The organism is Rhizorhapis sp. (genome assembly GCF_035276005.1).
Taxonomy (GTDB): Bacteria; Pseudomonadota; Alphaproteobacteria; order Sphingomonadales; family Sphingomonadaceae; genus Rhizorhapis.
In genome coordinates this window covers 1-25,186 of sequence record NZ_DATEMB010000017.1, presented here as the reverse complement: position 1 = coordinate 25,186, position 25,186 = coordinate 1, and the positions used below count along the sequence as shown (strand labels likewise).

Here is a 25,186-nt window from a genome sequence, read left to right as displayed (position 1 = left end):
ATTTCGGGCGCCGCCTCTTCTCATGTCGTCGCCTTTCAGCGCTGGCCCATTGGAACATAATCGCGGGCCGCGGGCCCCGTGTAGAGCTGGCGCGGGCGGCCGATCCGCTGGGCGGGATCGGAGATCATCTCGTTCCACTGCGCTACCCAGCCGACGGTGCGGGCAAGAGCGAAGAGCACCGTGAACATGTCCGTCGGGAAGCCGATCGCCGACAGGATTACGCCGCTGTAGAAATCAACGTTCGGATAGAGCTTCTTTTCGATGAAATAAGGATCGTTGAGCGCGATTTGCTCCAGCTCGCGGGCGACGTCGAAGATCGGATCCTTGACGCCCAACTTGTCGAGCACCTCGTTCGCGGTCTTCTGCATCACTTTCGCGCGCGGGTCGTAATTCTTATAGACGCGGTGGCCAAAGCCCATCAGGCGGAAGGGATCGTCCTTGTTCTTGGCGCGAGCGATAAATTCCGGAATACGATCCACGGTCCCGATCTCGCGGAGCATGTTGAGCGCCGCCTCATTGGCGCCGCCATGCGCCGGGCCCCAGAGGCAGGCGATACCGGCCGCGATGCAGGCGAAAGGATTGGCGCCCGACGAACCGGCGAGGCGCACGGTCGAGGTTGACGCGTTCTGCTCATGGTCGGCATGCAGGATGAATATCTTGTCCATCGCCGCTTCCACGACCGGATCAACCTCATATTCCTCGGCCGGGACCGAGAAGGTCATGCGCAGGAAGTTGCCGGTATAGCTGAGGTCGTTGCGCGGATAGACAAAGGGCTGACCGATCGAATATTTGTACGCCATGGCCGCGATTGTCGGCATCTTGGCGATCAGGCGGTGGCTGGCCACCATCCGCTGGTGCGGATCGTTGATGTCGGTCGAGTCGTGATAGAAGGACGACAGCGCGCCGACCACGCCGCACATGATCGCCATCGGGTGCGCATCACGACGGAATCCGCGATAGAAAGTCGACAGCTGCTCATGCACCATGGTGTGGCGCGAAATGGTATAGGTGAAGTCCTGCAATTCCTGGGCATTGGGCAGTTCACCACGCAGCAGCAGGTAGCAGACCTCCATGAAGTTGCTCTTCTCGGCGAGCTGTTCAATGGGATAGCCGCGGTGGAGCAGAATGCCCTCGTCACCATCGATATAGGTCAGGCCCGATTCGCAGCTCGCGGTGGAGGTGAAGCCAGGATCATATGTAAACATGCCGGTATTGGCGTAAAGCTTACGGATATCCAGCACATCCGGCCCAACAGATCCCGACAGGATCGGATAATCCTGTGCTTCCTCGCCGATTTTCAACGTGGCGTCGCGTTCACCCATTTTGTTCTCCATTCAATCCGTCAGCCTGCCGCCGCTGTTTCCGCGTCCGACAAACGTCCCAAAGATTCTTCCTTCCCAAGGAGAAAGAGGACATCGAAGATGCCCGGCGAGGTCGTCCGCCCCGTCAGCGCCGCGCGCAAGGGCTGAGCCACCTTCCCGAGGCCAATTTCTGCGTCCTCTGCCACGCCCCGCACTTGTTCTTCAAGCGCCGCGATCGACCAGTCTTGCACTTCCGACAGCGCCACCCGGGTTTTCCCGATAAGCACGCGAGCGGGCTCATCTAGCAGGGCTTGCGCCTTCTCGTCGAGATCAAGCGGACGATTTTTGAAAAGGAAAAGGGCTCCTTCGGCTAACTCGTTGATATTCTTTGCTCTTGGCTTCAGCGACTCCATTGCTTTGGCGAGCAAACTTACCTCGTTTGAAGCAAGATCGCGGCCAAGCGCGCCCGCCATCTGGGGCGCGACAAGCCCGGCTAGACGAGTGTCATCGGCTTCCCGGAGATAATGGCCGTTCAGATTCTCAAGCTTCTTCAGGTCAAAGCGCGAGGGGGACCGGCCGACTCCGTCGAGATCGAACAACTCAACCGCTCTTTCCCGTGAAATCGTCTCTTCATCGCCATGCCCCCAGCCGAGGCGGAGGAGATAGTTGCAGAGCGCTTCAGGTAACATGCCCATTTCGTCGCGATAGGCATCGACACCCATCGCCCCATGCCTTTTGGAGAGCTTCGCTCCATCCGCACCATGAATGAGCGGCACATGCGCGTAAACCGGCTCCGGCCAGCCCATGGCACGAATGAGCGCGAGCTGACGAAAGGCGTTGTTGAGGTGATCGTCGCCGCGGATGATATGGGTGATCCCCATGTCATAATCGTCCACCACGACCGAGAGCATATAGGTCGGCGAGCCGTCGGAACGGAGCAGGATGAAATCGTCTATTTCCGCATTCTGCACCGTCACGTCGCCCTGGACGCAGTCGGAAATGGTGGTTTCTCCATCCAGCGGCGCCTTCAGGCGAATGACATAGGGGGCGTCTTCAGGCGCTTCGGCAGGATCGCGATCACGCCAGCGGCGGTCATAGCGGATCGGCTGCTTTGCCGCACGCTGAGCCTCGCGCATCTGCTCCAGCTCTTCGGGAGTGGCATAGCAGCGATAGGCCTTGTCCTCCGCAAGGAGTTGTTTCGCGACCTCTGCATGGCGCCAGGCGCGGTCATACTGGAAAATGGCGGGTTCATCGCCGATCAGCCCCAGCCATTCCAGTCCATCGAAAATGGCGTCGATCGCCTCATCGGTCGAGCGCGCGCGGTCTGTGTCTTCGATGCGCAGGAGGAACTTGCCGCCATGATGACGCGCGAACAGCCAGTTGAAGAGGGCGGTCCGGGCGCCGCCAATGTGCAGATAACCTGTTGGAGAAGGGGCAAAGCGCGTAACGACGCCCTTATTCTCGATTGTTGCGCTCACGCAGTAATTCCTCAATAAGTCCGGCTTCAGCGCATGCTGCCGCGCATGTCGCGGATGATCAGGCCAGAATGACCGGTGACGCCCCTAGCATGGCTTTAGAGCTTCGACAAACCCCTCCATTGCCAAGCCCGGCACGGTATCTTGATGCTTGCTGGCATCGGCTTGAAGCCTGGCTTGAAAAGGAGCGTGACCAGGTTGCACTCTGGCTTCCGGTGGGCCTTGGCCTTGGCATTATCGCCTGGTTTTCGCTTCCCGGCTCCAGCGCATGGGCGGCATGGATCTGCGCTTCGCTTGGTGTCGCCTCACTGTCGCTGCTGATGCCCGCTGGAGGACGCATGCGGAGGATAGTGCTTGCAGGCGGGCTGCTTGCTGCATTCGGCTGCCTGCTCATCTGGGGCAAGTCTGCCATGGTGGCAGCACCAGTGCTTGAACGTCCGTTGTTCACGAGTTTCTCTGCCACCGTTCTGCGGATCGAACCGATGAGCGCGCGATCAATGGTCCGGGTGGAACTGCAACCTGTCGGCCGGCCCGACCTGCCGCCCAAGATCCGCGTCAACATCATGGAAAAGGATGCCCCCGAAGGTCTGGCGGAGGGCAGCCGCGTTGCCCTGCAGGCAAGGCTCATGCCGCCAGCCGGGCCTGCAGTTCCCGGAGCCTATGACTTTGCCAAGCGTGCCTGGTTCCAAGGGATAGGCGCGACGGGGCGGGCTACGCCGCCGGTGCGCTTGGTCGTCTCCGCGCCGGACGGAAACGCACCTTCGCTTCGTCACCGGCTGTCGGCGCATGTCCAGCGGCAATTGGAGGGCGGCGAAGGGGCTCTTGCCGCTGCCCTTGCGACTGGTGACCGGGGCGGGATCAGCGAGGAAGATGAAGAGGCAATGCGGCGGAGCGGTCTTGCCCATCTTCTTTCGATCAGCGGCCTTCACGTCACCGCGCTGATCGGCGGCGTCATGCTCATCGTCTTTCGCCTGCTGGCGCTTAGCCCAAGGCTCGCTTTGCGTTGGCCGCTGCTCCTGATCGCAGCCGGAGCGGGTGCTCTGGCGGGCATTGGCTACACCTTGCTCACCGGCGCCGAGGTGCCGACGGTCCGATCATGCATAGCCGCATTGCTCGTGCTAGGAGGGCTGGCGCTGGGGCGAGAGGCAATCACCCTCCGCCTGGTTGCGGCAGGGGCGGCCTTTGTCCTGATATTCTGGCCCGAAGTCGTGGTGAGTCCAAGCTTCCAACTAAGCTTCGCAGCCGTGACTGCAATCGTGGCTCTGCATGAGCTTCCGGCTTTTGCGTGGATGACGCGGCGGCAGGAGCAGGACGGAATGATCATACGGGCGGGCAGGGCGCTGGTCATCCTGTTCCTGACCGGGGTTGCCGTTGAGGTGACGCTCGCGCCGATCGCCCTCTATCACTTTCACCAAACCGGTCTTTATGGCGCGTCGGCCAATATCATCGCTATTCCGCTGACGACCTTCGTGATCATGCCGCTGGAGGCTTTGGCGCTTTTCCTTGATCTGGCAGGCCTTGGCGCGCCGGCCTGGTGGCTGGCCGGCAAGGCGCTCGGCCTGCTGCTTGGGCTGGCGCACTTCGTTTCCGCGCAGCGCCATGCCGTCGCCATGCTGCCGGTCTTTCCCGGATGGGCCTTTGCTCTGGTGGTCGGCGGAGGATTGTGGATCAGCCTGTGGCGAACCTGCGCGCGATATTATGGTCTGACGCCGATGATTGGCGGTTTGGCGGCGATGCTACTATCCCCAGCGCCGGACCTGCTGGTCACTGGAGATGGCCGGCATCTGGTGGTTCGCACGAGCGATGGCGGCCTGGCGCTGTTGCGGGGCAAGGCGGGAGATTATGTGCGGGACGTGCTGAGCGAGAATGCGGGTTATCAGGGAGACCTTGGGGAGATCAGCAAACTCCCCAATGCCCGCTGCAGCCCGGACCTGTGCTCCATAACCCTTAGCAGGGGAGATCGGGATTGGCGGATCATGGCCACCCGGAGCAGGTATATGGTGCCCTGGCGCCAACTCGCCGGGCAGTGCCGGACGGCCGATATCGTCATCAGTGACCGAAGGCTGCCCAAGGGCTGCGTCCCCCGATGGTTGAAGCTCGACCGGCCATTTTTGAGGCGGCATGGTGGCGTGTCGGTGAGTTTCGAGGCGCAGGTGGTGCGAACCGCAATTGATCCTCTGGATGGCCATCCCTGGCTCAGCCGCGGCAGGTAAATGTTGGAACGTCAACTTAACGAAGTTGATACTTATGGGCGTTGATTTGGAAATGGAAATTTCCCTGTTGGATAGGAAATTCCTGATGTGGGAATTCCCAATAGAAGCCGCGTTTTTCAAGCATTTCTTCATCCACGCCAAGGAAAGCGGGGTCCCTGCTTGCGCAGGGACGACGGTAATGGGGGCGATGATAGTCTCAACTTCACCCCGCTCCATCCGCCACAATCAATTATATCGGCGGAGCAGACCTGCCAGCTTGCCTTGCACCCGGACCTGTGAGGCATCGTAGATTTGCGGTTCATAGGTGCTGTTGGCCGGGTCCAGACGAACTCTGGGTCCCTCCCGCCGGAAATATTTCAAAGTCGCCTCATTGTCGTCGATAAGCGCAACGACGATCTGACCATCGCGGGCGACTTCGGTCCGCTGGATCAGCGCGAAGTCGCCGTCCAATATGCCGGCTTCAATCATGGAATCGCCAGCGACTTCCAGCGCATAATGTTCTCCCGAACCGAGCAGCGCAGCCGGAACGGAAAGCATATTCTGGCCTTCAAGTGCTTCGATGGGAACGCCTGCTGCGATCCGGCCATGCAGAGGGATGTCGACGACGTCATTGGCAGCGACGGGGATTTCCGGCACCTTCTGGGGAGCGGCCGGGGCAGGATCCTTCACCCGGTCCAGGCCCTCCGGAAGCTTCAGCACCTCGAGCGCCCTGGCGCGGTTCGGCAGACGGCGGATGAACTGCCGTTCCTCAAGGGCATTGATGAGCCGGTGGATGCCGGACTTGGACTTGAGGTCCAAGGCCTCCTTCATTTCCTCAAAGCTGGGCGAAACGCCGCTTTCCTCTAGCCTGCGGTGAATGAAGCAGAGCAGTTCATGCTGCTTGAGCGTCAACATGGGCGACCCCCTGTAGTGGAACGGACAGGGAACGTATAGGAAACGAATGGAGGCGCGTCAAGCACGCTCAGGCGATGGGGAGGCAGTGCACCATTTCGCCAGCCTTGGCCGCTGGCGCGTTGGAAGGGCGGACGATGAGGGCATTGGCGGCTGCGAGGGAGCCAAGGCCGGCGCTGTCCTGATCGGTGAGGGGCCTTGCCGTGCCATTCTCCACCATGCCGCGGAGATAGACGGCCCGGTTGCTTGCCGCTGGCATGTCATTGGCCAGGCGGGCCTCGAAGAGGGGGGGCAGGGGATCGGCCGCCCCGCTCATGTGCCGCACCAGCGGGAGGAGAAAGAGCGTTGCCGTCACAAAGGCGGATACCGGATTGCCGGGAAGACCAAGGAACAGTGCATTTCCATTCCGGCCGGCCATCAGCGGCTTGCCCGGCCGCAAGGCAATGCGCCAGAAGTCCAGCGAACCGCCCGCAGCCTCAAAGGCTGGCTTGATGAGATCATGATCGCCGACGGATGCGCCGCCAGTCGTGACGATGATGTCGGCGCTGGAGGCCTTTCTGAATGCGTCCACCTGCGCCTCCAGTTCATCCCCTACGATCCCCAGGTCTTCGATGAGGACGGGCAGGTCCGACAGCATTGCCCGCAGCATAAGGCTGTTGGAGGCCGGAAGTTCGCCTGGATGTTTCTGCAGCCCCGGTTCGGCGAGTTCGTTGCCCGTCGTGAAAAGGGCGATGCGCAGCTTCCGGTGGACCGGCAGGAAACCATGCCCCCCCATTGCGGCCAGGGCGACTTGCGGGGAGCCTATCCGGGTTCCCCGGCGCAGCAGCAATGCGCCCTTTGCAAAGTCGGCTGCTTGCAGGCGGACATTCTTGCCGGGATATTCCGGTCCTGCGCCCGCAAGGGCCAGGGAGGCGCCCTGCAATGCCGCCTCTTCCTGGATCAGCACGCTGTCTGCGCCCTTGGGCATGGGCGCACCAGTGAAGATGCGCACTGCTTCTCCAGGCCTTACAGTGTGGAGCGTGAGGTTTCCGGCGGCGCTTTCATCCGTGACGGTCCAGGGTCCTGGCAGGTCGGCATGCCTGATGGCATAGCCGTCCATCGCGGACAGCGCGGTCCAGGGCTGATCCCGTAGCGCATGAACATCGCCAGCCAGCCAGCGGCCAATTGCTTCCGCCAGGGAAGCGTTTTCGACATTCACCGCTGTTGCTGAAGCGATCAGCCTTTGCTGCGCCGTCTCAACCGGCAGCAAAGCCATTAGTCGCGTTTCCAGTTGCCGGACTTTCCGCCGGTCTTTTCCAACAGGCAAATATCACCGATTATCATTGTCTTATCGATGGCCTTTGCCATGTCATAGACGGTAAGAAGTGTTGTGCTGACAGCCGTCAGTGCCTCCATCTCAACCCCCGTTTGGCCGCTGGTTTTGGCCGTGGCGATAGCGACCACCCCTGCATCGTCCAACTCGAGGCCGATGCTTATCGAAGATAGCGGCAGCGGATGGCAGAGAGGAATGAGTTCGGATGTCTTCTTGGCCGCCATGATGCCAGCCACACGGGCAACGGCAAGAACGTCACCCTTCTTGACAAGGCCTTCGGATATGGCCTGCCGCGCCTCTTGCGACATGGTGATGCGGCCAGTGGCGATGGCCTGCCGCGTGGTGGCGGGCTTGGCCGACACATCGACCATATGGGCGGCGCCGTCCTGGTCGAGATGGGTAAGGCGGGTCATGCGCCGGTCAGCAACCTGCGCGTTGCCGCCTCCACGTCCGCCTCCCGCATCAAGGCTTCGCCGACCAGGAAGCAGCGCACGCCCCGTTCGGCCATGGCGTCCAGGTCCGCCTTCGACGTGAGGCCGCTTTCGGCAATGAAGGTGCAATCCTTCGGCGCCCGGTCCACCAGCTCATAGGTTCTCGCAAAATCGACCGAGAAGTCCCTGAGATCACGATTATTTACGCCGATAAGGCGGGATTTAAGATTGAGCGCACGTTCCAGCTCGCGGGCATCATGCACCTCGACCAGCGCGTCCATGCCACATTCGCTGGCCGCCGCCTCGATCTCCTGCATCTGGCCGTCTTCCAGTGCGGCGACGATGATGAGGATGGCGTCCGCACCAATCGCTCGCGCCTCATGCACCTGCCAGGGATCAACCATGAAGTCCTTGCGGAGCACGGGAAGGCTGCAGGCGGACCGGGCGGCCATCAGATAATCTTCATGGCCCTGAAAATAGGGAGCATCGGTCAGGACCGAGAGGCAGGCGGCGCCACCCGCCTCATAGGCCTGCGCATGGGCCGGGGGATCGAAATCGGCGCGGATGAGGCCCTTGGAGGGACTGGCCTTCTTGATCTCCGCAATGAGCGCATGGCCGGACATGGCGGCTGCATCAAGGGCGGCGCGGAAGCCACGGGGACTGCTTTGTTCCGCCTTCAGAGCATTCAACGTCGCGAAGGTGATTGCTGCCTTGCGCGAGGCCACTTCGTCCCGCTTGGTGGCGCAAATTTCGGTGAGCTTGTTCATCAAAAGGCAATCCAGCAATTGAGCAGCGCGTTGGCCAGCCCCTTGTCAATGGCTTCGGCGGCTTCCTCGACGCCATCGGCCAGCCTTTCTACCTCTCCCGCCACGATAAGCGCGGCCGCGCTGTTGAAGAGGACGGCGTCGCGATAGGGACCGGGCTCTCCCTGAAGCAGCTTGCGTAATTCATCTGCATTATGCTGCGGGTCGCCGCCCCTGATCGCTTCCACCGGATGCCTGGGAAGCCCGGCATCAGCGGCCGAAACAATGTAGGACCGAAGGCCGCCTTTTTCCACCTCTGTAACGGCATTGCCGCCGCCAAGCGAAAGCTCGTCCAGACCCTCCTCGCCCGAGACCACCATCGAGCGTTCCGTGCCGAGTTTCTGCAGCGCTTCTGCATAGATCGGAACATAGTCGGGCCGGGCAATGCCGATGAGCTGTCGCCGGACCTTTGCCGGATTGGCGAGCGGGCCCATCAGGTTGAAGATTGTGCGGCGGCCGATCGAGCGGCGAATGGGTGCGAGGTGAGCCAGGGCAGGGTGATGCGCCTGAGCGAAGAGAAAACAGATGCCGAGGTCGGCCAGCGTTGCTTCGGCCTGCTCCCCCGCCCGGGCAAGGTTTAGCCCCAATGCCTCCAGCGTATCCGCGGCGCCCGCTTTCGACGAGGCCGCGCGGTTGCCATGTTTTGCCACTGGTACGCCGCAGGCGGCCACCACGATAGCGACAGCAGTCGAAACATTGAGCGTATGGTGTCCATCGCCGCCGGTGCCGCAGACGTCAATGGCGTTGGCCGGAGCGTCGATGGGGATCATGCGCTCCCGCATTGCCTGAGCCGCAGCCGCGATTTCCGTGGCGGTTTCTCCTCGTTCGCTCAGCGCGACGAGAAAAGCGGCCACATCCGCGTCGGAGATTGTCCCGTCGAGAATGGCGGCAAAAGCCCTCCCGGCCGCTTCTGCGGAGATGGGTTGTGACGGATTGGGCAATGACGTCATGCCGTCACGCGTTCCTTCACCGGGAGCCCTGCAATCCTCATGAAATTGGCAAGCATCGCGTGGCCATGCTCGGTGGCGATGCTTTCAGGATGGAACTGAACCCCATGAATGGGAAGCGTCGCATGCCGGAAGCCCATCACCATCATGTCGTCGCTGGTGGCGTTGACCAGAAGGTTTGAGGGAATGTCCTGCACCACCAGGCTGTGATAGCGGGTAGCCGTAAAGGGGGAGGGAAGGCCCTGAAACAGGCCGGTGCCGTCATGGCTGACCGGAGACGTCTTGCCATGCATCAGGCCGCCACGAACAACCTTGCCGCCAAAATGCTGACCAATGGATTGGTGGCCAAGGCATACGCCCAGAAGCGGTTTCCCGGCATCGGCACAGGCCGCCACCAGATCGAGGCTGATTCCCGCTTCATTGGGGGTGCAGGGACCAGGGGAGATCAGGAACGCATCAGCGCCGGTGGATAGCGCCTGGCCCGCCGACATGGCGTCGTTGCGCACGACCTCCACTTCTGCACCCAGTTCCATGAGATAGTGGACCAGGTTCCAGGTGAAGCTGTCATAATTGTCGATGACGAGAATCATGATTCGGCTTTAACGTGAAGCCGCGTTTTGAGCGAGTCCGAGCTCACTGGCCAAAATCGGGCTCCCGAGCGAGCAGGACGGCCTCCCGCGCGGCGGCTATGAGGGCGCCGCTCTTGGCTTCGCATTCGCGCTGTTCATAGGCGGGATCGCTGTCGGCAACGATGCCCGCGCCTGCCTGAACATGCATGACGCCATCTTTCAGGACGGCAGTGCGCAGGACAATGCAGCTGTCGAGATTGCCATCGGGACTGAAATAGCCGACGCCGCCGGCATAGGCCCCGCGCGTTTCTGGTTCCAATTCAGCTATGATCTCGCAAGCCCTGACCTTGGGCGCGCCAGAGACGGTGCCGGCGGGAAATCCTGCAAAAAGCGCGTCTAGCGCATCCTTCTGCGGATCAAGCTCGCCCACCACGTTCGAAACGATATGCATCACATGGCTGTAGAATTCGACGGCGTAGCTGTCCGTCACCCTGACCGTGCCGGCCTTGGCTACCCGTCCGACATCGTTGCGGCCGAGATCGAGGAGCATCAGATGCTCCGCCCGCTCCTTGGGATCAGCAAGCAGGCTGTCGCGATTGGCGGCATCCTCCGAAGCCGTCTTGCCGCGAGGGCGGGTCCCGGCGATGGGACGTATCGTAACTTCCCCGTCGCGAACGCGGACCAGGATTTCAGGGCTGGAACCGATGAGGGCAAAGCCCGGAAGGTCCAGATAATAGAGGAAAGGGGATGGGTTGATCCGCCTCAAGGCGCGGTAGAGCGAAATGGGTGGCAGGGAGAAGGGCGCGGCAAAGCGCTGCGCCAGCACCACCTGAAAGATGTCGCCGGCGGTGATATAGTCCTTCGCCTTGTTCACCATTTCCGCATAGCGGCCGGGAGCAAGAGCTGGAGTGACCGCCAACTCGACTGAGGGAGCGGATGGCGCGGCATCAGCGGGCAGAGGGCCGGACAGCCGGGCAGCCGTGGCGTCGATCCGATCGAGGGCGTCGGCGATTGCCTTGCCCGCATCGGTAAAGCTTCCGGCCCAGACCGGAGCCACCAGATAAAGCGCGTCGGCCAGCCTATCGAAAATCAGGATGACCGTCGGCCTTACAAAAAGCATGTCGGGCAACTGAAGCGGATTTTTAGGAGGGCGGGGCAGTTTTTCCACCAGCCCGACCGTCTCATAGCCGAAATAGCCCACAAGGCAGGCAAGCGCCGAGGGCAGCGCCTCATCCACCTCGCAACGGCATTCGGCGGCGAGCTGGCGCAAGGCGTCCAGGGTCTTTGCTGTCACCGGTGCGAAAGCGGCGCGATCGGTGGCCCATTCGCGGTTGATTTCCGCCTGTTGTCCCTGCGCGCGGAATACAAGATCCGGCGCCAGGCCCAGCAAGCTATAGCGCGCCCGGACCGATCCGCCCTCCACCGATTCCAGCAGGAAATCCCCGCGATCTGGCTCGATCAGCTTGAGCGCCGCGGAGATCGGCGTGTCGGTATCGGCAATCTGACGCCGCCACACGAGCGCCGACTTGCCCGCCTCCAGCGCCTTGCGGACTCTATCAAGATCAAGCTCCGCCTGCGTCATTGAGCCGCCGAACCGCCGCGCAGACGCTGCTTCACCTCGGCAATGGCGGAGGCATTCCTCTTCACGCCGACATGCTGCTCGACGGCACGGGCGAATTGTTCGGCATATTCATTGCCGGTTACGCGGGACATTTCCTGCTGCACAGCATTGACGAGCCCAGCTTGTCCACCAGCATCGCCGCGCTGGATCTTGTCGAGCCGGACGACGAAATAGCCCTGATCGTTGGGGGCTTCCAACCGCTTCGTGCTGCCTTCGGCCATGCTGAAGAGCAGGGCGAGGGGTGGCGGCACTTGCTGGCCTCCACGCGCAATGTCCGCCCGCTTGCCGCCAAGAGGCTGCGGCGGAGGAACTTTGAGACCGGTTTCAGCCAGCGCCTTCGCGAATTCCACCCCCTTGTTCATCTTCGCGACCAGTTGGTCCGCAGCCGTACGAGCGCGGCCGGCGGCGCGTTCCAGCTTGAATTGCTGGATTATGACGTCGCGGACTTTTTGCAGCGGCGGCGGGGCGGCGGGCTTGATGTCCGTCACGTCCAGCAACGCATAGAGCTGGTCAGGCGCGATCGTCACCATCTGCGGTTCGTCATCCGCCTCCATGCTGAACGCAGGATCCAGCATTGGCCGGAGTTCCGGTGGCGCCTGGTAATTTTCCTGCTCCACGGTCGTGCCATTCCGCAAAATGAACGGGGTAGCCTTGATCGGCAGCGCGGCGTCCTTCGCGAACTCCTCGAACGTCGTGCCTTCCGCGATCTGATCCTCGGCCTTGGCGAGGAAATCAGCCATGGCTTCGGCGGCCTTCTGCTGCTGAAGGGTAGTGACGATCTCCGGCCGGACAGCGGCAAGCGTCCGCGCGGGAGTGGCCGAGACGCCAGTCACCTCAACCACATGCCAGCCGAGCGGCGATTTGGCGATGGGAGCAAGCTGGCCCTGCGGCGTGGCAAAAACGCTCTTTGCCACCGCAGCCGAACTTCTTTCCGCATATTGCCGCTCGCTGAGCTTGTCGAGCGTCGCAACAGCCAGGCCCGCGCCCTTGGCGGCTTGAGCCAGGCTGGTGCCGCCCTTGACCTTCGCGGCGATTGCGTCGGCAGCGGCCTGCGTCGGGACGATCAGCTGCGCCAGCGTGCGTTCCTCCCGAGCGGCGTAATTGGCCTTGTTCTCATTATAATAGCGGGTGATCTCTGCCTCTGTGGGGGCGGCGGCCCTTTCAAAGCGCGCCTTGTCGACCAGCACATAGCGGAGCTGCCGCTGCTCGGGCACTGTGAACCGATCGGCGTTGCGGTTGTAGAACGCGGTCAGTTCCTGGGGATTGGGCTCCTCATTGCTCATGAACAGCTTTGAGGGAATGACGGCGATCCGGCCCTGACGCGCTTCCAGCAACAGGGAGGCATAGGGAAGCGTCATGTCACGGGAAATGCGGCTGCCCATCGCAACCGGCGCCAGCACATGGCGGGTGAAGACGTCGCGGGACATGTCCTGACGCAAGGCGGCGTCCGTGATGTTCTGCCGCCGAAGCAGCTCATGATAAAGTTGATCGCTGAACTTGCCGGAGGCGTCGTGAAAGGCCGGAATGCTGGCAATCTGCCCATCAATCAGGCGCTTGCTGGCAGCCATGCCTCCATCGCGCGCAAACTCCGTGACGGCGAGGCCCTGGATCAGCTGATCGAGCACATTTTCCGCGCCGCCCTGAGCCAGAAAACTGGTCATTTCAAGCTGCGGCTGTTGCTGACGGTTCCGGTCGAACACCATCTGCGTACGGCCCTGGAGATCGGCCGCGGTCACTGCATCGCCGCCAACCTTTGCCACCGTGCCGCTGCCGCCGGTAAAGTTGCCGAGCCCCCCGCCCGATCCGGTGATGTCGCCCGCGGCAAACGCAACAGCAGCAAGCGCCACCAGAAGAAAAGCGATACCGAGGCCGATCTTGGAGTGGATAAGGCGGCGGATGAGACTGATCATGATGCTTCCAAAGCAATGTGCAAAGCGTAACGGCTGCCCGCTTTAGGATGGCAAGTGGCTGGCATCAAGCTCGGAAACTGCAAGGCTCGTCTCGCTGCCAGGCCGGAATGGCGCCCAATCATGCTTTCGCGCCCTAGACAATCTGCCTTCATCCGCTATCGGACCAGCAGCGCATGTTCAACAACCCCTGCAGGAGTCATTTGGTGAGCAGACGGAAACTGATTGTCGGCAACTGGAAAATGAATGGCCTTTTGGCCCAAATCGGCGAAATCGAAGCCATTGATCGTCTCGCGCAGGAAAAGCCGAAGGTTGAAGTGGGGCTTTGCGTCCCTGCTACGCTGATTCACGCCGCAAGCGGCGTGGCGCGTTCCGCCTTCATCGGGGGGCAGGATTGCCACATGAAGGATAGCGGCGCCCATACCGGCTGCCTTTCCGCCGCGATGTTGAAGGAAGCGGGGGCGAAGACCGTCATCGCCGGTCATAGCGAGAGGCGGACCGATCAGCATGAGACAAGCGCGGATGTGGCGGCAAAGGCCGTTGCGGCGCATCAGGCGGGGCTCAATGTCATCCTGTGTGTGGGCGAGACAGAAGCCGAGCGCGACGCCGGCAATGCGGAGGCCGTGGTTTCGGAACAGCTTCTCGACTCATTGCCGCAGAACGCCGCGGCCGCCTGGTTATCGATCGCCTATGAACCCATCTGGGCCATCGGTACTGGCCGCACCCCCACCATGGAAGAAGTGGATCGCATGCACCGCGCATTGCGGGAGGCGCTTCGTTCGCGCATCGGCGCTGATGCAGACAATATGCGCATTCTCTACGGCGGGTCGATGAATGGGGCCAATGCGGGGGACCTTCTTGCTATCGCCGATGTGGACGGCGGACTGGTCGGCGGAGCTAGCCTGACGGCGGAAAAATTCGCGCCGATCATTGAAGCGGCCTCTGCTGCCGGTTGAAGATCGGAGCAGGAGGCGTTATGTGCCCGCTCCATCAGCTATAGACGGGTTTTGATTTTTCATGTTCACCTTCATCCTTGTCGTTCAGGCCATTGTGGCAGCGGCGCTGGTCGGCGTCATTCTGATGCAGCGGTCCGAAGGTGGTGGCCTGGGCGTCGGCGGCAGTCCTTCGGGCTTCATGTCGGCGCGCGGGGCGGCGGATTTCCTGACCCGTTCAACCACGATCCTGGCAACGCTGTTTGTCGGGCTGAGCGTTGTGCTGGCGGTTATTGCTTCAGTGAAGCATGCGCCTTCCAGCATCGACACGTCTCTGTCCCGTTCTGGGACAAGTTCTGCGCCTGCTGATGATGTTCCGGTCGCTGGCGGCGATCCGCTCGCTGCTGCGGCGGACAAGGCGGCGCAGAATGAAACCGCGCCCAAGAACGAAGGCGTTCCGCTGGCGCAATAAGCTTCTGTTCAGTTCGTCGTCACCCTGAACCTTGTTTCAGGGCCCATTGGTGCTGCGTGCGAGCGGCTTTCGCAACGCTCATGGATGCTGAAACGAGTTCGGCATGACGCCCTCAGCCAAAAAAATTCACCGGCGCCGGATTCGGACGCTTGCTTGTTGTCACTCACAAAGGATAAGCCTTTCCTCCCATGGCGCGGTTCATTTTCATCACCGGCGGCGTGGTCTCCTCGCTTGGCAAAGGTCTTATGGCAGCCAGCCTTGCAGCATTGCTGCAGGCGCGGGGTTATCGCGTGCGCATTCGCAAGTTCGATCCCTATCTAAACGTCGATCCGGGAACGATGTCGCCCTATCAGCATGGCGAAGTCTATGTGACTGATGATGGGGCGGAAACCGACCTGGACCTGGGCCATTATGAGCGCTTTACCGGCGTTTCGGCACGGCAGTCGGACAATGTGACGGCAGGCCGCATCTACCAGACGATCATCACGCGGGAACGGCGTGGGGATTATCTCGGCGCGACGGTTCAGGTGATCCCCCATGTCACCGACGCCATCAAGGCCTTTGCCCAGGATCAGGTCGATGACCTCGACTTCGTGCTGTGCGAAATCGGTGGAACGGTGGGGGATATTGAAAGCCTGCCCTTCATCGAAGCGATCCGGCAGCTACGCAATGATATCGGCCGGGAGAACACGGTCTTCGTCCATGTGACGCTGGTGCCCTATATCAGCGCTGCGGGCGAGTTGAAGACAAAGCCTACACAGCACAGCGTGCGGGAACTGACCTCCCTCGGCATCCAGCCGGACATTCTCCTCTGCCGTTGCGAGCATCCGCTGCCGGAAAGCGAGCGGGCGAAAATCGCGCTTTTCTGCAACGTTCGCAAAGAGGCCGTCATCCCGGCCCTCGACGCGCCAAGCATTTACGCGGTGCCGCTGCAATATCATCAGGAGGGCCTGGACAATGAAGTCCTGCGTGCCTTCGGCATCACTGATGCGCCCGATCCGGACATGGCTCAATGGGCCGACATCATGGACCGCTGGCACAATCCCGAAGGTGAAGTGACGATCGGCGTCGTTGGCAAATATGTGGGACTGCCTGACGCCTATAAATCGCTGCACGAAGCGCTGATGCATGGCGGCCTTGCCAATCGCGTGAAGGTTCATGTCCGCTGGCTGGACGCGGAACTGTTCGAAACGCAGGAAAACGGGGATTATGCCGTTGCCCAACTGGAGCCGATGCATGGCATTCTTGTGCCGGGCGGCTTCGGGGAACGCGGCAGCGAAGGCAAGATCGCAAGCGTGAAGTTCGCCCGCGAGCGCAATGTGCCCTTTTTCGGAATCTGCCTGGGCATGCAGATGGCCTGTATCGAGGCGGCCCGCAACACCGCAGGGATCGCCAAGGCGTCGACCACCGAATTCGGTCCTACGGAAGAGCCCATCGTTGGCCTCATCACCGAGTGGATGAGCAAGGAAGGACGTCAGAAACGGGAAGCGGGCGGCGATCTTGGCGGCACCATGCGTCTTGGGGCCTATCCGGCAAAGCTCGCTGGAAACAGCGTAGTAGCTTCGATCTATGAGAATGAAGAGATCAGCGAACGGCATCGTCACCGGTACGAAGTGAACGCGCATTATCGCGAACCGCTGGAGAAGGGCGGCCTCATCTTTTCCGGCATGTCGCCGGACGGAACACTGCCCGAGATTGTCGAGCGGCCGGACCACCCCTGGTTCGTCGGTGTGCAGTTCCACCCGGAGTTGAAGTCCAAGCCATTCGAACCGCACCCGCTCTTTGCCAGCTTCATCGCAGCGGCGGTGAAACAGAGCCGGCTCGTCTGAAAAGGCGCTGGGCTCTATCCGGCACCATCCGAACTGAGCTATAGCGCTGACCCATGGACGCTCAGCATCTTTCGGGGAAGCTGCCCGAGCACAGCCTTCTTCAGATCCTTACTGAAGGGGAGCTTTCCGAGCTGTTGCAGACGGCGCGGCTCAATGAGGCCGCCAAGGGCGATGTGCTGCTGAGGCAAGGGGACAGGGGCGATTCGCTCATTATCCTGCTCGATGGACAGGCTCGCGTGACGGTTTACACCGCCAACGGCCGGGAGATCGTCCTGGAATATGCAGGGGCCGGCTCGGTACTGGGGGAGATCGCATTGCTCGACGGGGGTGCGCGGACCGCGAGCGTCATCGCCATGGAGCCACTGCGCTATCTTTCGCTCGGCAGAAGCGCTTTTGAGGGGCTGATCTCGCAGAACCATCAGATCGCACTGCGCATCATGCGGGAGCTCGCCTTGCGGCTGCGCGTCGCCAATCAGACGATCGAAACCGACCGCGCCTATGCCGCCGCCCCACGGCTCGCGCGCTTCCTGCTGCGGCTCATCCGGGGGGAGGGCCAGCCCGTCATCACGCTCAGCCAGACCGAACTCAGCATGTTTGCCGGCATATCGCGGGAGAATATCAACCGGCAATTGTCGCTCTGGTCACAGGCAGGGGTAACGGCGGTAGAGCAGGGGGGAATAAGGATCCTTGATCCTGCGACACTGGAGGACATTGCAGCGTCAGTGGATTGAGGAACTGAAGCGGGAGCAAGGAAAGGGGCTGCCCCTAGACTCGTTCCGGTTCTGATCGAACCGAAACGAGTCTAATATTCCCTTGTTCTCCGTGATTTCCGAGCCGCCAGATGATTCCATCTGGCTAGCTAAAGGCAGCCCCAGAATTCCTTTGCCCGACTTCTTCAATCAGGCAGCGTCGCGGTGATCCTCGATCGTGGTGGCGCTGGAAGAGATGGAAATCTTCTTCGGCTTCATCGCTTCGGGGATTTCGCGGACGAGCTCAATGGTGAGCAAGCCGTCGCGCAACCCGGCGTCTTCGACCCGGACGAAATCGGCCAGTTCGAAACGGCGTTCAAAGTTGCGGTTGGCGATGCCCATATACAGGAAGTTCGAGCGGTCCTGCTCAACCTCTTCCTTCTTGCCCGTCACCTGCAGCATGTTCTGCTGGGCGACGATGTCGATGTCATCAGCCGTAAAGCCCGCAACCGCCAGCGTGATCCGGTAGCGGTCGTCGCTCAGGCGTTCGATGTTGAACGGCGGGTAATTGTCCGCTTGCTGAAGCCTTGCGCTGTTTTCAAGCAGATCGAACAGGCGGTCGAAGCCGACCGTCGAACGGCGATAGGGGGTAAAGTCAAACTGCCTCATCTCCAAATCCTCTTCATGAGCAAAATGAATGCGCAGGTCCAAAAGGCACCTGCCGCTGTTTGTCCGGCCCAAATAGGCGTCCAGACAATTATGAGATATTTTCGCTTTGGATGATTTCAAGGGGCGGTGCGGGTGCCTGACTTCAAACGGAAAAGCGCCCGGGCCGTCGAAGACCCGGGCGCTCCTGGACGATCACTCGTCTCCCCCTTTGGTACCGCGCCCGCGCGTCCTGACGCCCCCTTTAAGCATCGGACGGGACAGCGGCGTCCCTGAACCACGGCCTCTGACCTGTGTTTCTTGTCTCCTCTGCTAAGCCGTGGTGCCGCGCCTGTCACCGCCAAATTGTACGGTCCTGACATTTTGGAGTCAGCCTGTGTTCATTGTGCCACAGCCACGGAAAAGGGCACATCTCCTTGCCTCTGCGGATGGTCATGCCTAGACCGTTCATAACATAGAGAAAGACGATAAACCGCTGCATGATTCTGTCCCGTTATGAATGGATGATCTCCAAACGCTACCTTCTCCCAGGCAAGGGGGAGGGTTTCATCTTTCTGGTCGCCAGCATCAGCCTGGTGGCGGTGATGTTGGGCGTTGCGGCGCTCATCATCGTGATGAGCGTGATGAACGGTTTTCGGGCAGAGCTGTTCGACAAGATTGTCGGCCTGAACGGCCATGCGGTGGTGCAGGGCTATGGCGGGCGCCTTCCCGACTGGCGTGAAATATTGAAGGAGGCGAAAGCCACTCCCGGGGTGACCAGTGCCACTCCGCTCATCGAACAGCCGCTGCTCGCAAATTATAATGGCCGGGTCGAAGCCATATTGGTGCGGGGCATGACGGTGCATGACATTCGCACCAATCCCACGCTCAAGGAAAAGGTCGTCGCGGGCCGCCTGGCCGATGTGACGGCGGGCAGCGGGAAGGTTGCGATTGGTGCGCGGCTCGCCGAAAATCTGGGCGCCCAGGTCGGAAGCCGGATCAGCATCATCAATCCCGCAGGCCGCGCCACCCCCTTCGGCACGGTGCCGCGCGAGATATCCTATGAGATCGGCGCCATCTTCGAAGTGGGGGTCTTTGATTATGACAAGGCCTTTGTCGTCATGCCGATGGAGGACGCGCAGACTCTGCTGCTGCTCGGCGACGTCGTGGGCATGATCGAGGTGGAGACGGTGAATGCTGATCAGGTTGGCGACATACTGCAGCCGCTCGCGCAGAAAGTGGCAGGGAGGGCGGTAGTAACTGACTGGCGGCAGATGAATGCCAGCCTGTTCGAGGCTCTGGCGGTCGAGCGGGTCGCCATGTTCGTGGTGCTGTCGATCATTATTCTGGTGGCCGTGTTCAACATCCTGTCCTCGCTCATCATGCTGGTGCGGGCAAAGACGCGGGACATTGCAATCCTGCGGACCATGGGTGCGACACGGCACGGCCTGCTCAAGATTTTCGTGACGGTGGGGGTCACGATCGGGGCCCTCGGCATGTGCGCGGGAGTGATCCTTGGCTTCACATTTCTCTTTTTCCGCCAAAGCGTCGTCAATTTCGTGCAATTTGTGACTGGACAGAATCTCTGGGATCCGTCGATCCGGTTCCTTACCGAACTGCCGGCCAAGGCAGACCCTATAGAGATCACGATCATCTGCCTGATGGCGCTGGTGTTCAGCTTCCTCGCGACGCTCTATCCCGCCTTCAAGGCCGCTAATACCGATCCGGTGCAGGTGCTCCGCTATGAATGACATATTGAAGGTCGGCGGCCTTCGCCGCAGCTTCACTCAAGGCGGCGAGACGATCGAGGTCCTGCGCGGCATCGACCTCGCCATTAGGCGCGGGGAGATCGTGGCACTGCTCGGTCCTTCTGGCTCGGGCAAATCCACCTTGCTCCAGGCGGTAGGGTTGCTCGAGGGCGGTTTTCAAGGTTCGATCGCCATTATGGGAGAGGAAGCCGCGCGGCTGCCAAGCGACGGCCGGACCCGGCTGCGGCGCGATGCATTGGGCTTCGTTTACCAGTTTCACCATCTGCTGCCCGATTTCAACGCGATGGAGAATGTAATCCTGCCGCAGATGATCCGGGATGTGGATCCGGCTGCGGCGCGGTCCCGCGCGGAAAGCCTGCTCGGTTCGCTCGGCCTTGGCCACCGGCTGCATCACCGGCCCAGCCAATTGTCAGGCGGCGAGCAGCAGAGGGTGGCAGTGGCGCGTGCCCTTGCGAATCGTCCGGCGCTGGTGCTGGCGGACGAACCGACCGGCAATCTGGACGAACATACGGCGGATATCGTCTTTGCAGAATTCCTGCGCCTCGTGCGGGAAGAGGGCTCCGCCGCGCTCGTAGCCACGCATAATGAGCGGCTGGCAGGGAAAATGGACAGGGTTTTGCGGCTGCATGAAGGGGTGTTGGAGTAGGCAGTGCTGATGTTGTGGAAAAACTGAGCCGTTGCCTCTTCGGAGCGACGGCGGAAATGGAGGCTCGCTTCACCCCGAAGCCGCCGCCACAGAAAGGAATCCCGCATGAACGTCCACGATCTTACCGTGACAGCGTCCAATGGCGAGCCCATCCCCTTGTCCGGTTATGCAGGCAAAGTCCTGTTGATAGTCAACGTTGCCAGCCAATGCGGGTTCACGCCGCAATATGCGGGACTAGAGGCATTGTACCGCAAATATAGAGACCGGGGCTTTGAGGTGCTGGCATTCCCATGCAACCAGTTCGGTCGCCAGGAGCCCGGCAATGCAGAGGAAATCGCAAGCTTCTGCTCTCTCAATTATGATGTGACCTTCCCCCTCCTGGCGAAGATTGAGGTAAACGGCCCAAATGCCGATCCGCTCTACGACCACCTGAAGGCAGCTAAGCCGGGCATGATGGGAACAAGGGCCATCAAATGGAATTTCACGAAGTTCCTTGTGGACCGCGGCGGCAGGGTGGTGGCGCGCTATGCCCCGACGGTAAAGCCGGAGGATCTGGCCAAGGATGTGGAAAAGCTGCTTTGACGAAATGGCGGCGGCTATTCTGCTCCTTGCCCCGGTTTTGCCAGCAGAAATAGAGATCGCCTCTTCAAATATGGGTGTCTGACGTCTAGGAAGTCGGCCCCAGCCTCCCGAAAAGAAGAGCTTGAATGTCCAAACCCTTCTACATCACGACTGCCATCGCCTATCCCAATGGCGCCCCTCATATCGGCCATGCCTATGAGGCGATCGCGACGGACGCCATCGCCCGGTTCCAGCGGATGATGGGCAGGCGAGTAAGATTCCAGACGGGCACCGACGAACATGGGCTGAAAATGGCCCAGACGGCGCGTGGCAAGGGCATGGAGCCAAGCGCGCTCGCCGATGAAATGTCCGGTTATTTCAAAGATATGGGTGATGTTCTCAACATCAGCTATGATCGGTTCATCCGCACCAGCGAGCCTGCGCATCATGTCGCGAGTCAGGCCATCTGGAAAGCGATGGAGGCGAGCGGCGACCTGTATCTCGGCCGCTACGAAGGCTGGTATTCCGTTCGGGACGAAGCCTTTTATGACGAAAAGGAACTGACCGAAGCGGAAGGGGGCGTCCGTCTTTCCCCGCAGGGCACTCCCGTGGAATGGACAGTGGAGGAAAGCTGGTTCTTCAAGCTGTCCCAATATCAGCAGCCTCTGCTGGACCTTTATGAACGGCAGCCCGATTTCATCAGGCCGGAGAGCCGCCGCAACGAAATTCTCCGCTTCGTTGAGGGCGGCTTGGCGGATCTCAGCGTATCGCGGACCAGCTTTGACTGGGGCGTCAAGGTTCCGGGAAGCGAGGGACATGTCATGTATGTGTGGGTGGACGCGCTCACCAACTATCTGACGGGCTTGGGCTACCCGGAAGATACGGACGATTGGCGCAGTTTCTGGAGTGAAGGCGGCGATATTTTCCACATCATCGGAAAGGACATTGTCCGTTTTCATGCGGTTTATTGGCCTGCCTTCCTGATGAGCGCCAAGCTGCCATTGCCCAAGCAGGTGTTTGGCCATGGTTTCCTTCTTAACCGTGGCGAGAAAATGTCGAAGTCGGTCGGCAATGTCGCCGATCCAATGGAACTGGCCGAAGCGTTCGGCGTGGACCAGCTCCGCTATTTCCTGCTCAGCGAAGTTACCTTCGGAAATGATGGTAGCTATAGCCCGGAAGCCATTGTCCAAAAAGCCAATAGCGAACTTGCCAACAGCTTCGGAAACCTGGCGCAGCGCACCCTGAGCTTCATTGCCAAGAATCTGGACGGCCGATTGCCGCAAGGCGAACGGCAGGCGGTGGATCAGGAATTGCTGGCGCTGGTAGAGCAGGGCGCCGGAACCGAATTTGCTTCGGCAATGGAAGAGCTGGCCATATCGCAGGCCATCGAATCCTGGATGCGCGCCGTTTTTGCCTGCAACGCCTATATTGACGCGCAAGCGCCCTGGGCGCTGCGCAAGACCGATCCCGGCCGGATGGAGGCGGTATTATCCACCTTATATGAGGCCATCGGCAATCTCGCCATCGGCATTCAACCCGTCATTCCTGCAAGTGCCGCCGAGTTGCTCGATCAGATGGGCGTTCCGCGGGACCGGCGAGACTATGATTCCATAGAAAAGGGCCAGTGGTTCAAGGAATTGACGGAAAGCGGGTTTGTCATCGCTCCGCCCAGTCCGCTTTTCCCGAGACTGGAGTTGCCGGCCACAGCCTGATCTGAAAAGAGCATTGCCATCCTGACACCCGCAAAAATCCCGTAGCGCGACGCCGAAGGGTCAGGTTTGGCAAGAACATGAAAGGCCCCTATATCCGCCCCATGCTGATCGATAGTCATTGCCATTTGAACTATAAAGGCCTGGTCGAAGAGCAGGCCGACATACTCGACCGGGCCCGAAAGGCGGGGGTGAGCATCATGCTCAACATCGCGACGCGTGAGAGTGAATGGGACGCGGTCATTGGCACTGCCGAGCGCAACAGCGATGTTTGGGCGACGGTCGGCATACATCCTCACGAGGCCGATGCCCATCCTGAGATGGATACGGTCAAGCTCGTGGCGCGGGCCCAGCATCCGCGTGTCATAGGAATTGGCGAAACGGGCCTCGATTATTATTATGATCATAGCGACCGGGAGCAGCAGAAGCGCAGCTTTCGCGCTCATATCGCGGCCGCAAGGGAGACCGGCCTTCCGCTGATCGTCCATACAAGAGATGCCGAAGCGGACACCATCGAGATCCTGGCGGACGAAATGGGGAAGGGGGCTTATACCGGCCTTATCCACTGTTTCACTGCCAGCGCGAATTTCGCGGACCAAGCCCTGGCGCTTGGGCTCTATATCAGCATTTCGGGCATTGTGACGTTCAAGAATGCCAGAGAATTGCAGGAAACCGCCGCTCGATTACCCCAGGACCGCCTGCTTGTGGAGACAGACGCGCCCTTTCTGGCGCCGGTGCCGCATCGGGGCCGCACCTGCGAACCAGCTTTTGTCGCCGATACAGCCCGGTTCCTGGCGGAATTGCGCGGCGAGGATGTGGCGGAGCTTCATGCCTATACCGGCCGGAACTTTCTGACCTTGTTCAACAAGGTCACGGTGCAAGAGGCTGCTGCGTGAAGGTCACCATTTTGGGATGCGGGACGTCCTCCGGCGTCCCAAGGATCGGAAATGAATGGGGCTCCTGCGATCCGGCAGAGCCCCGCAATCGCCGGACCCGAGCCTCGATCCTGGTTGAAACCGAAACCACCCGCCTGCTGGTGGACACCTCGCCAGACATGCGCGAGCAGCTTCTCACCGCAAATGTGACTGATCTCACCGCCGTGCTGTGGACGCATGACCATGCCGACCACTGCCATGGCATCGATGATTTAAGGCAGATTTTCCATTTTCGGGGTTCGCCGGTGCCGGGTTACGCGCGGAGGCAGACCTTGGACCATCTGCGCCGGCGCTTCCAATATGTCTTCGACGGCAGGGACGGCTATCCGGCGACGGTGAACCCCCATATATTGCCCGATGAACTGGTGATAGGGGATATCCTCATACGGTGCGTGGATCAGCCGCACGGGGACATTTATTCCACCGGTTTCCGATTTGAATATGACGGAAAATCAATTTCATACTCGACGGACTTCCATAAGTTTACGAATGACATGCACCGCCTTTTCTCCGGCACCGATATCTGGGTAGTGGACGCGTTGCGTGAACGGCCGCACCCAACCCATACGCACCTGGCGCTTACTCTTGGAGCTATTCAGAGCGTGCAGCCAGGGCAGGCTATATTGACGCATATGGATCAGAGCATGGATTATGCGCATCTGTTGCGCACTTTACCAGAAGGCGTCGTGCCCGGCTTTGACGGCATGACCGTGGAGATCAAGTGACGGGAGCGCAGTCCGCGGAACTCATCTGGCTGCTTCTTGCCATCGTGCTTGTGGGCAGCGCCTTATTGTCTCGCCGCTGGTCGCTGACCGCCGCACTTCGCATGGCGCTTTGGTGGGTGGCAATCTTCGTGATTGCGCTCGCTCTGTTCAGCTACCGCACTGAACTCGGCATGGTTGCTGATCGCGTGAAATCGGAAGTGACTGGCGAAGCGCAGCAGCGGATTGTCGGAACAGCCTTGCGGATCAACAAATCGCTCGACGGACATTTCTGGGTGGAAGCAATGGTTAACGGCCATGAAATCCGCTTCCTGATCGATAGCGGGGCCAGCATTACGGCAATGTCCGAAGGCGCCGCGCTCGACGCGGGATTGAATGTCGACCAGTCCGGCTTTCCCATGGTGCTGACTACAGCCAATGGCGCAGTGGAAGCGCGCCGTTCGAATATCGCCACACTGGAGATCGGGCCGCTCAAGGCCACGGACTTGGCCATCGTCGTGTCACCAGCATTTGGCGACGTGAACGTGCTTGGAATGAACTTCCTGTCGCAATTGAAAAGCTGGCGGGTCGAGGGTGATGAGATGATCCTTGAGCCGGCCTGAGAGGTGCCCCTCTTCCATAGCGGATATGAAATTTAACATAATATATATTATCGAACTAACCGAATGTAAGCGCCATTTAGAAATGTCACCCTCTGCAAATTAGAGATGTCACTGGTGGCATGGTGCTCCCTGGATGCAGGGAGTGCACGGATGACGGTGGTATCCATGAGCCATGGCGAGCTTACACGCTTTGATACGCTGCTGC

At 60.6% G+C, this 25,186-nt stretch carries 23 protein-coding genes; 12 read left to right on the top strand and 11 right to left on the bottom strand.

All coding sequences use genetic code 11. The features are described 5' to 3' along the window. Nucleotides 1-35: 35 nt before the first annotated feature. Both VJS46_RS05210 and gltX read right to left on the bottom strand, forming a co-directional pair. Nucleotides 36-1,322: a citrate synthase gene (locus VJS46_RS05210; RefSeq protein ID WP_324058285.1), complete on the bottom strand. Its 1,287-nt coding sequence runs from the start codon at nt 1,320-1,322 to the stop codon at nt 36-38. Between the two features lie 20 nt (nt 1,323-1,342). Beyond that, on the bottom strand, nt 1,343-2,779 hold the full coding sequence (gltX, locus tag VJS46_RS05205) for a glutamate--tRNA ligase (RefSeq protein ID WP_324058284.1): 1,437 nt from the start codon (nt 2,777-2,779) through the stop codon (nt 1,343-1,345). A gap of 68 nt (nt 2,780-2,847) precedes the next feature. Here gltX and VJS46_RS05200 point away from each other — a divergent pair, with 68 nt between their 5' ends. Continuing rightward, nucleotides 2,848-4,989: a ComEC/Rec2 family competence protein gene (locus VJS46_RS05200; protein ID WP_324058283.1), complete on the top strand. Its 2,142-nt coding sequence runs from the start codon at nt 2,848-2,850 to the stop codon at nt 4,987-4,989. A 225-nt stretch (nt 4,990-5,214) separates the two neighbouring features. On the opposite strand, the gene lexA is transcribed toward VJS46_RS05200, so the two are convergent. The 8 genes from lexA to VJS46_RS05160 all read right to left on the bottom strand — a co-directional run bounded on the left by lexA (nt 5,215) and on the right by VJS46_RS05160 (nt 13,473). Beyond that, nucleotides 5,215-5,883, bottom strand: a complete 669-nt coding sequence (gene lexA / locus VJS46_RS05195) for a transcriptional repressor LexA (protein ID WP_324058282.1) — start codon at nt 5,881-5,883, stop codon at nt 5,215-5,217. Nucleotides 5,884-5,950: 67 nt separating this feature from the next. Next, nucleotides 5,951-7,135: a gephyrin-like molybdotransferase Glp gene (gene glp / locus VJS46_RS05190; protein WP_324058281.1), complete on the bottom strand. Its 1,185-nt coding sequence runs from the start codon at nt 7,133-7,135 to the stop codon at nt 5,951-5,953. Next, nucleotides 7,135-7,605, bottom strand: a complete 471-nt coding sequence (moaC, locus tag VJS46_RS05185; RefSeq protein WP_324058280.1) for a cyclic pyranopterin monophosphate synthase MoaC — start codon at nt 7,603-7,605, stop codon at nt 7,135-7,137. The genes glp and moaC overlap by 1 nt, the downstream gene beginning before the upstream one ends. After that, on the bottom strand, nt 7,602-8,393 hold the full coding sequence (gene trpC / locus VJS46_RS05180) for an indole-3-glycerol phosphate synthase TrpC (protein ID WP_324058279.1): 792 nt from the start codon (nt 8,391-8,393) through the stop codon (nt 7,602-7,604). The genes moaC and trpC overlap by 4 nt, the downstream gene beginning before the upstream one ends. Continuing rightward, entirely contained in the window at nt 8,390-9,376 is a 987-nt protein-coding gene (trpD, locus tag VJS46_RS05175) for an anthranilate phosphoribosyltransferase (protein WP_324058278.1), read from the bottom strand. The genes trpC and trpD overlap by 4 nt, the downstream gene beginning before the upstream one ends. After that, on the bottom strand, nt 9,373-9,963 hold the full coding sequence (locus tag VJS46_RS05170; protein WP_324058277.1) for an aminodeoxychorismate/anthranilate synthase component II: 591 nt from the start codon (nt 9,961-9,963) through the stop codon (nt 9,373-9,375). Before VJS46_RS05170 ends, trpD begins: the two co-directional genes overlap by 4 nt. A 43-nt stretch (nt 9,964-10,006) precedes the next feature. Then, complete coding sequence (gene trpE / locus VJS46_RS05165; protein ID WP_324058276.1) at nt 10,007-11,524, bottom strand: anthranilate synthase component I; 1,518 nt, start codon at nt 11,522-11,524, stop codon at nt 10,007-10,009. Next, nucleotides 11,521-13,473, bottom strand: coding sequence for a peptidyl-prolyl cis-trans isomerase (locus VJS46_RS05160; RefSeq protein ID WP_324058275.1), 1,953 nt, complete (start codon nt 13,471-13,473; stop codon nt 11,521-11,523). Before VJS46_RS05160 ends, trpE begins: the two co-directional genes overlap by 4 nt. A gap of 203 nt (nt 13,474-13,676) precedes the next feature. Here VJS46_RS05160 and tpiA point away from each other — a divergent pair, with 203 nt between their 5' ends. The 4 genes from tpiA (at nt 13,677) to VJS46_RS05140 (ending at nt 17,434) form a co-directional block, all read left to right on the top strand. Then, complete coding sequence (gene tpiA / locus VJS46_RS05155) at nt 13,677-14,426, top strand: triose-phosphate isomerase (RefSeq protein WP_324058274.1); 750 nt, start codon at nt 13,677-13,679, stop codon at nt 14,424-14,426. A gap of 61 nt (nt 14,427-14,487) precedes the next feature. Further along, on the top strand, nt 14,488-14,874 hold the full coding sequence (gene secG, locus VJS46_RS05150) for a preprotein translocase subunit SecG (protein WP_324058273.1): 387 nt from the start codon (nt 14,488-14,490) through the stop codon (nt 14,872-14,874). Nucleotides 14,875-15,062: 188 nt separating this feature from the next. Continuing rightward, complete coding sequence (locus VJS46_RS05145; RefSeq protein WP_324058272.1) at nt 15,063-16,703, top strand: CTP synthase; 1,641 nt, start codon at nt 15,063-15,065, stop codon at nt 16,701-16,703. 53 nt (nt 16,704-16,756) lie between these two features. After that, entirely contained in the window at nt 16,757-17,434 is a 678-nt protein-coding gene (locus VJS46_RS05140) for a Crp/Fnr family transcriptional regulator (RefSeq protein WP_324058271.1), read from the top strand. Between the two features lie 168 nt (nt 17,435-17,602). Here the strand turns inward: VJS46_RS05140 and VJS46_RS05135 are convergent, their stop codons facing one another. Next, entirely contained in the window at nt 17,603-18,061 is a 459-nt protein-coding gene (locus VJS46_RS05135; protein WP_324058270.1) for an Hsp20 family protein, read from the bottom strand. Nucleotides 18,062-18,537: 476 nt separating this feature from the next. Between VJS46_RS05135 and VJS46_RS05130 the strand changes: the two genes are divergently transcribed. From VJS46_RS05130 to VJS46_RS05100, 7 genes are all read left to right on the top strand, one after another. Beyond that, the gene (locus tag VJS46_RS05130; protein ID WP_324058269.1) at nt 18,538-19,788 is read left to right on the top strand and encodes a lipoprotein-releasing ABC transporter permease subunit; all 1,251 of its coding nucleotides are present in this window, start codon (nt 18,538-18,540) and stop codon (nt 19,786-19,788) included. Beyond that, on the top strand, nt 19,781-20,452 hold the full coding sequence (locus VJS46_RS05125; RefSeq protein ID WP_324058268.1) for an ABC transporter ATP-binding protein: 672 nt from the start codon (nt 19,781-19,783) through the stop codon (nt 20,450-20,452). The genes VJS46_RS05130 and VJS46_RS05125 overlap by 8 nt, the downstream gene beginning before the upstream one ends. 105 nt (nt 20,453-20,557) lie before the next feature. Further along, complete coding sequence (locus VJS46_RS05120) at nt 20,558-21,034, top strand: glutathione peroxidase (protein WP_324058267.1); 477 nt, start codon at nt 20,558-20,560, stop codon at nt 21,032-21,034. A 125-nt stretch (nt 21,035-21,159) separates the two neighbouring features. Then, nucleotides 21,160-22,725 carry a methionine--tRNA ligase gene (gene metG, locus VJS46_RS05115; protein ID WP_324058266.1) on the top strand — a complete coding sequence of 522 codons (1,566 nt, stop codon included), beginning with the start codon at nt 21,160-21,162 and terminating at the stop codon, nt 22,723-22,725. Nucleotides 22,726-22,826: 101 nt separating this feature from the next. Beyond that, nucleotides 22,827-23,618 carry a TatD family hydrolase gene (locus VJS46_RS05110; RefSeq protein ID WP_324058286.1) on the top strand — a complete coding sequence of 264 codons (792 nt, stop codon included), beginning with the start codon at nt 22,827-22,829 and terminating at the stop codon, nt 23,616-23,618. After that, nucleotides 23,615-24,382: an MBL fold metallo-hydrolase gene (locus VJS46_RS05105; protein ID WP_324058265.1), complete on the top strand. Its 768-nt coding sequence runs from the start codon at nt 23,615-23,617 to the stop codon at nt 24,380-24,382. The genes VJS46_RS05110 and VJS46_RS05105 overlap by 4 nt, the downstream gene beginning before the upstream one ends. After that, a complete protein-coding gene (locus tag VJS46_RS05100; protein WP_324058264.1) occupies nt 24,379-24,981 on the top strand; it encodes a retropepsin-like aspartic protease family protein in 603 nt (200 codons plus the stop codon). The genes VJS46_RS05105 and VJS46_RS05100 overlap by 4 nt, the downstream gene beginning before the upstream one ends. Nucleotides 24,982-25,186: the final 205 nt, after the last annotated feature.

Excerpts from the sequence above, each read along its gene's own strand:
- VJS46_RS05210 (WP_324058285.1), bottom strand. The coding sequence starts at position 1,322 with ATGGGTGAACGCGACGCCACGTTGAAAATCGGCGAGGAAGCACAGGAT.
- VJS46_RS05200 (WP_324058283.1), top strand. The coding sequence starts at position 2,848 with ATGACCGGTGACGCCCCTAGCATGGCTTTAGAGCTTCGACAAACCCCT.
- lexA (WP_324058282.1), bottom strand. The coding sequence starts at position 5,883 with ATGTTGACGCTCAAGCAGCATGAACTGCTCTGCTTCATTCACCGCAGG.
- glp (WP_324058281.1), bottom strand. The coding sequence starts at position 7,135 with ATGGCTTTGCTGCCGGTTGAGACGGCGCAGCAAAGGCTGATCGCTTCA.
- moaC (WP_324058280.1), bottom strand. The coding sequence starts at position 7,605 with ATGACCCGCCTTACCCATCTCGACCAGGACGGCGCCGCCCATATGGTC.
- trpD (WP_324058278.1), bottom strand. The coding sequence starts at position 9,376 with ATGACGTCATTGCCCAATCCGTCACAACCCATCTCCGCAGAAGCGGCC.
- VJS46_RS05170 (WP_324058277.1), bottom strand. The coding sequence starts at position 9,963 with ATGATTCTCGTCATCGACAATTATGACAGCTTCACCTGGAACCTGGTC.
- trpE (WP_324058276.1), bottom strand. The coding sequence starts at position 11,524 with ATGACGCAGGCGGAGCTTGATCTTGATAGAGTCCGCAAGGCGCTGGAG.
- VJS46_RS05160 (WP_324058275.1), bottom strand. The coding sequence starts at position 13,473 with ATGATCAGTCTCATCCGCCGCCTTATCCACTCCAAGATCGGCCTCGGT.
- secG (WP_324058273.1), top strand. The coding sequence starts at position 14,488 with ATGTTCACCTTCATCCTTGTCGTTCAGGCCATTGTGGCAGCGGCGCTG.
- VJS46_RS05145 (WP_324058272.1), top strand. The coding sequence starts at position 15,063 with ATGGCGCGGTTCATTTTCATCACCGGCGGCGTGGTCTCCTCGCTTGGC.
- VJS46_RS05140 (WP_324058271.1), top strand. The coding sequence starts at position 16,757 with ATGGACGCTCAGCATCTTTCGGGGAAGCTGCCCGAGCACAGCCTTCTT.
- VJS46_RS05135 (WP_324058270.1), bottom strand. The coding sequence starts at position 18,061 with ATGAGGCAGTTTGACTTTACCCCCTATCGCCGTTCGACGGTCGGCTTC.
- VJS46_RS05130 (WP_324058269.1), top strand. The coding sequence starts at position 18,538 with ATGATTCTGTCCCGTTATGAATGGATGATCTCCAAACGCTACCTTCTC.
- VJS46_RS05125 (WP_324058268.1), top strand. The coding sequence starts at position 19,781 with ATGAATGACATATTGAAGGTCGGCGGCCTTCGCCGCAGCTTCACTCAA.
- VJS46_RS05120 (WP_324058267.1), top strand. The coding sequence starts at position 20,558 with ATGAACGTCCACGATCTTACCGTGACAGCGTCCAATGGCGAGCCCATC.
- metG (WP_324058266.1), top strand. The coding sequence starts at position 21,160 with ATGTCCAAACCCTTCTACATCACGACTGCCATCGCCTATCCCAATGGC.
- VJS46_RS05110 (WP_324058286.1), top strand. The coding sequence starts at position 22,827 with ATGCTGATCGATAGTCATTGCCATTTGAACTATAAAGGCCTGGTCGAA.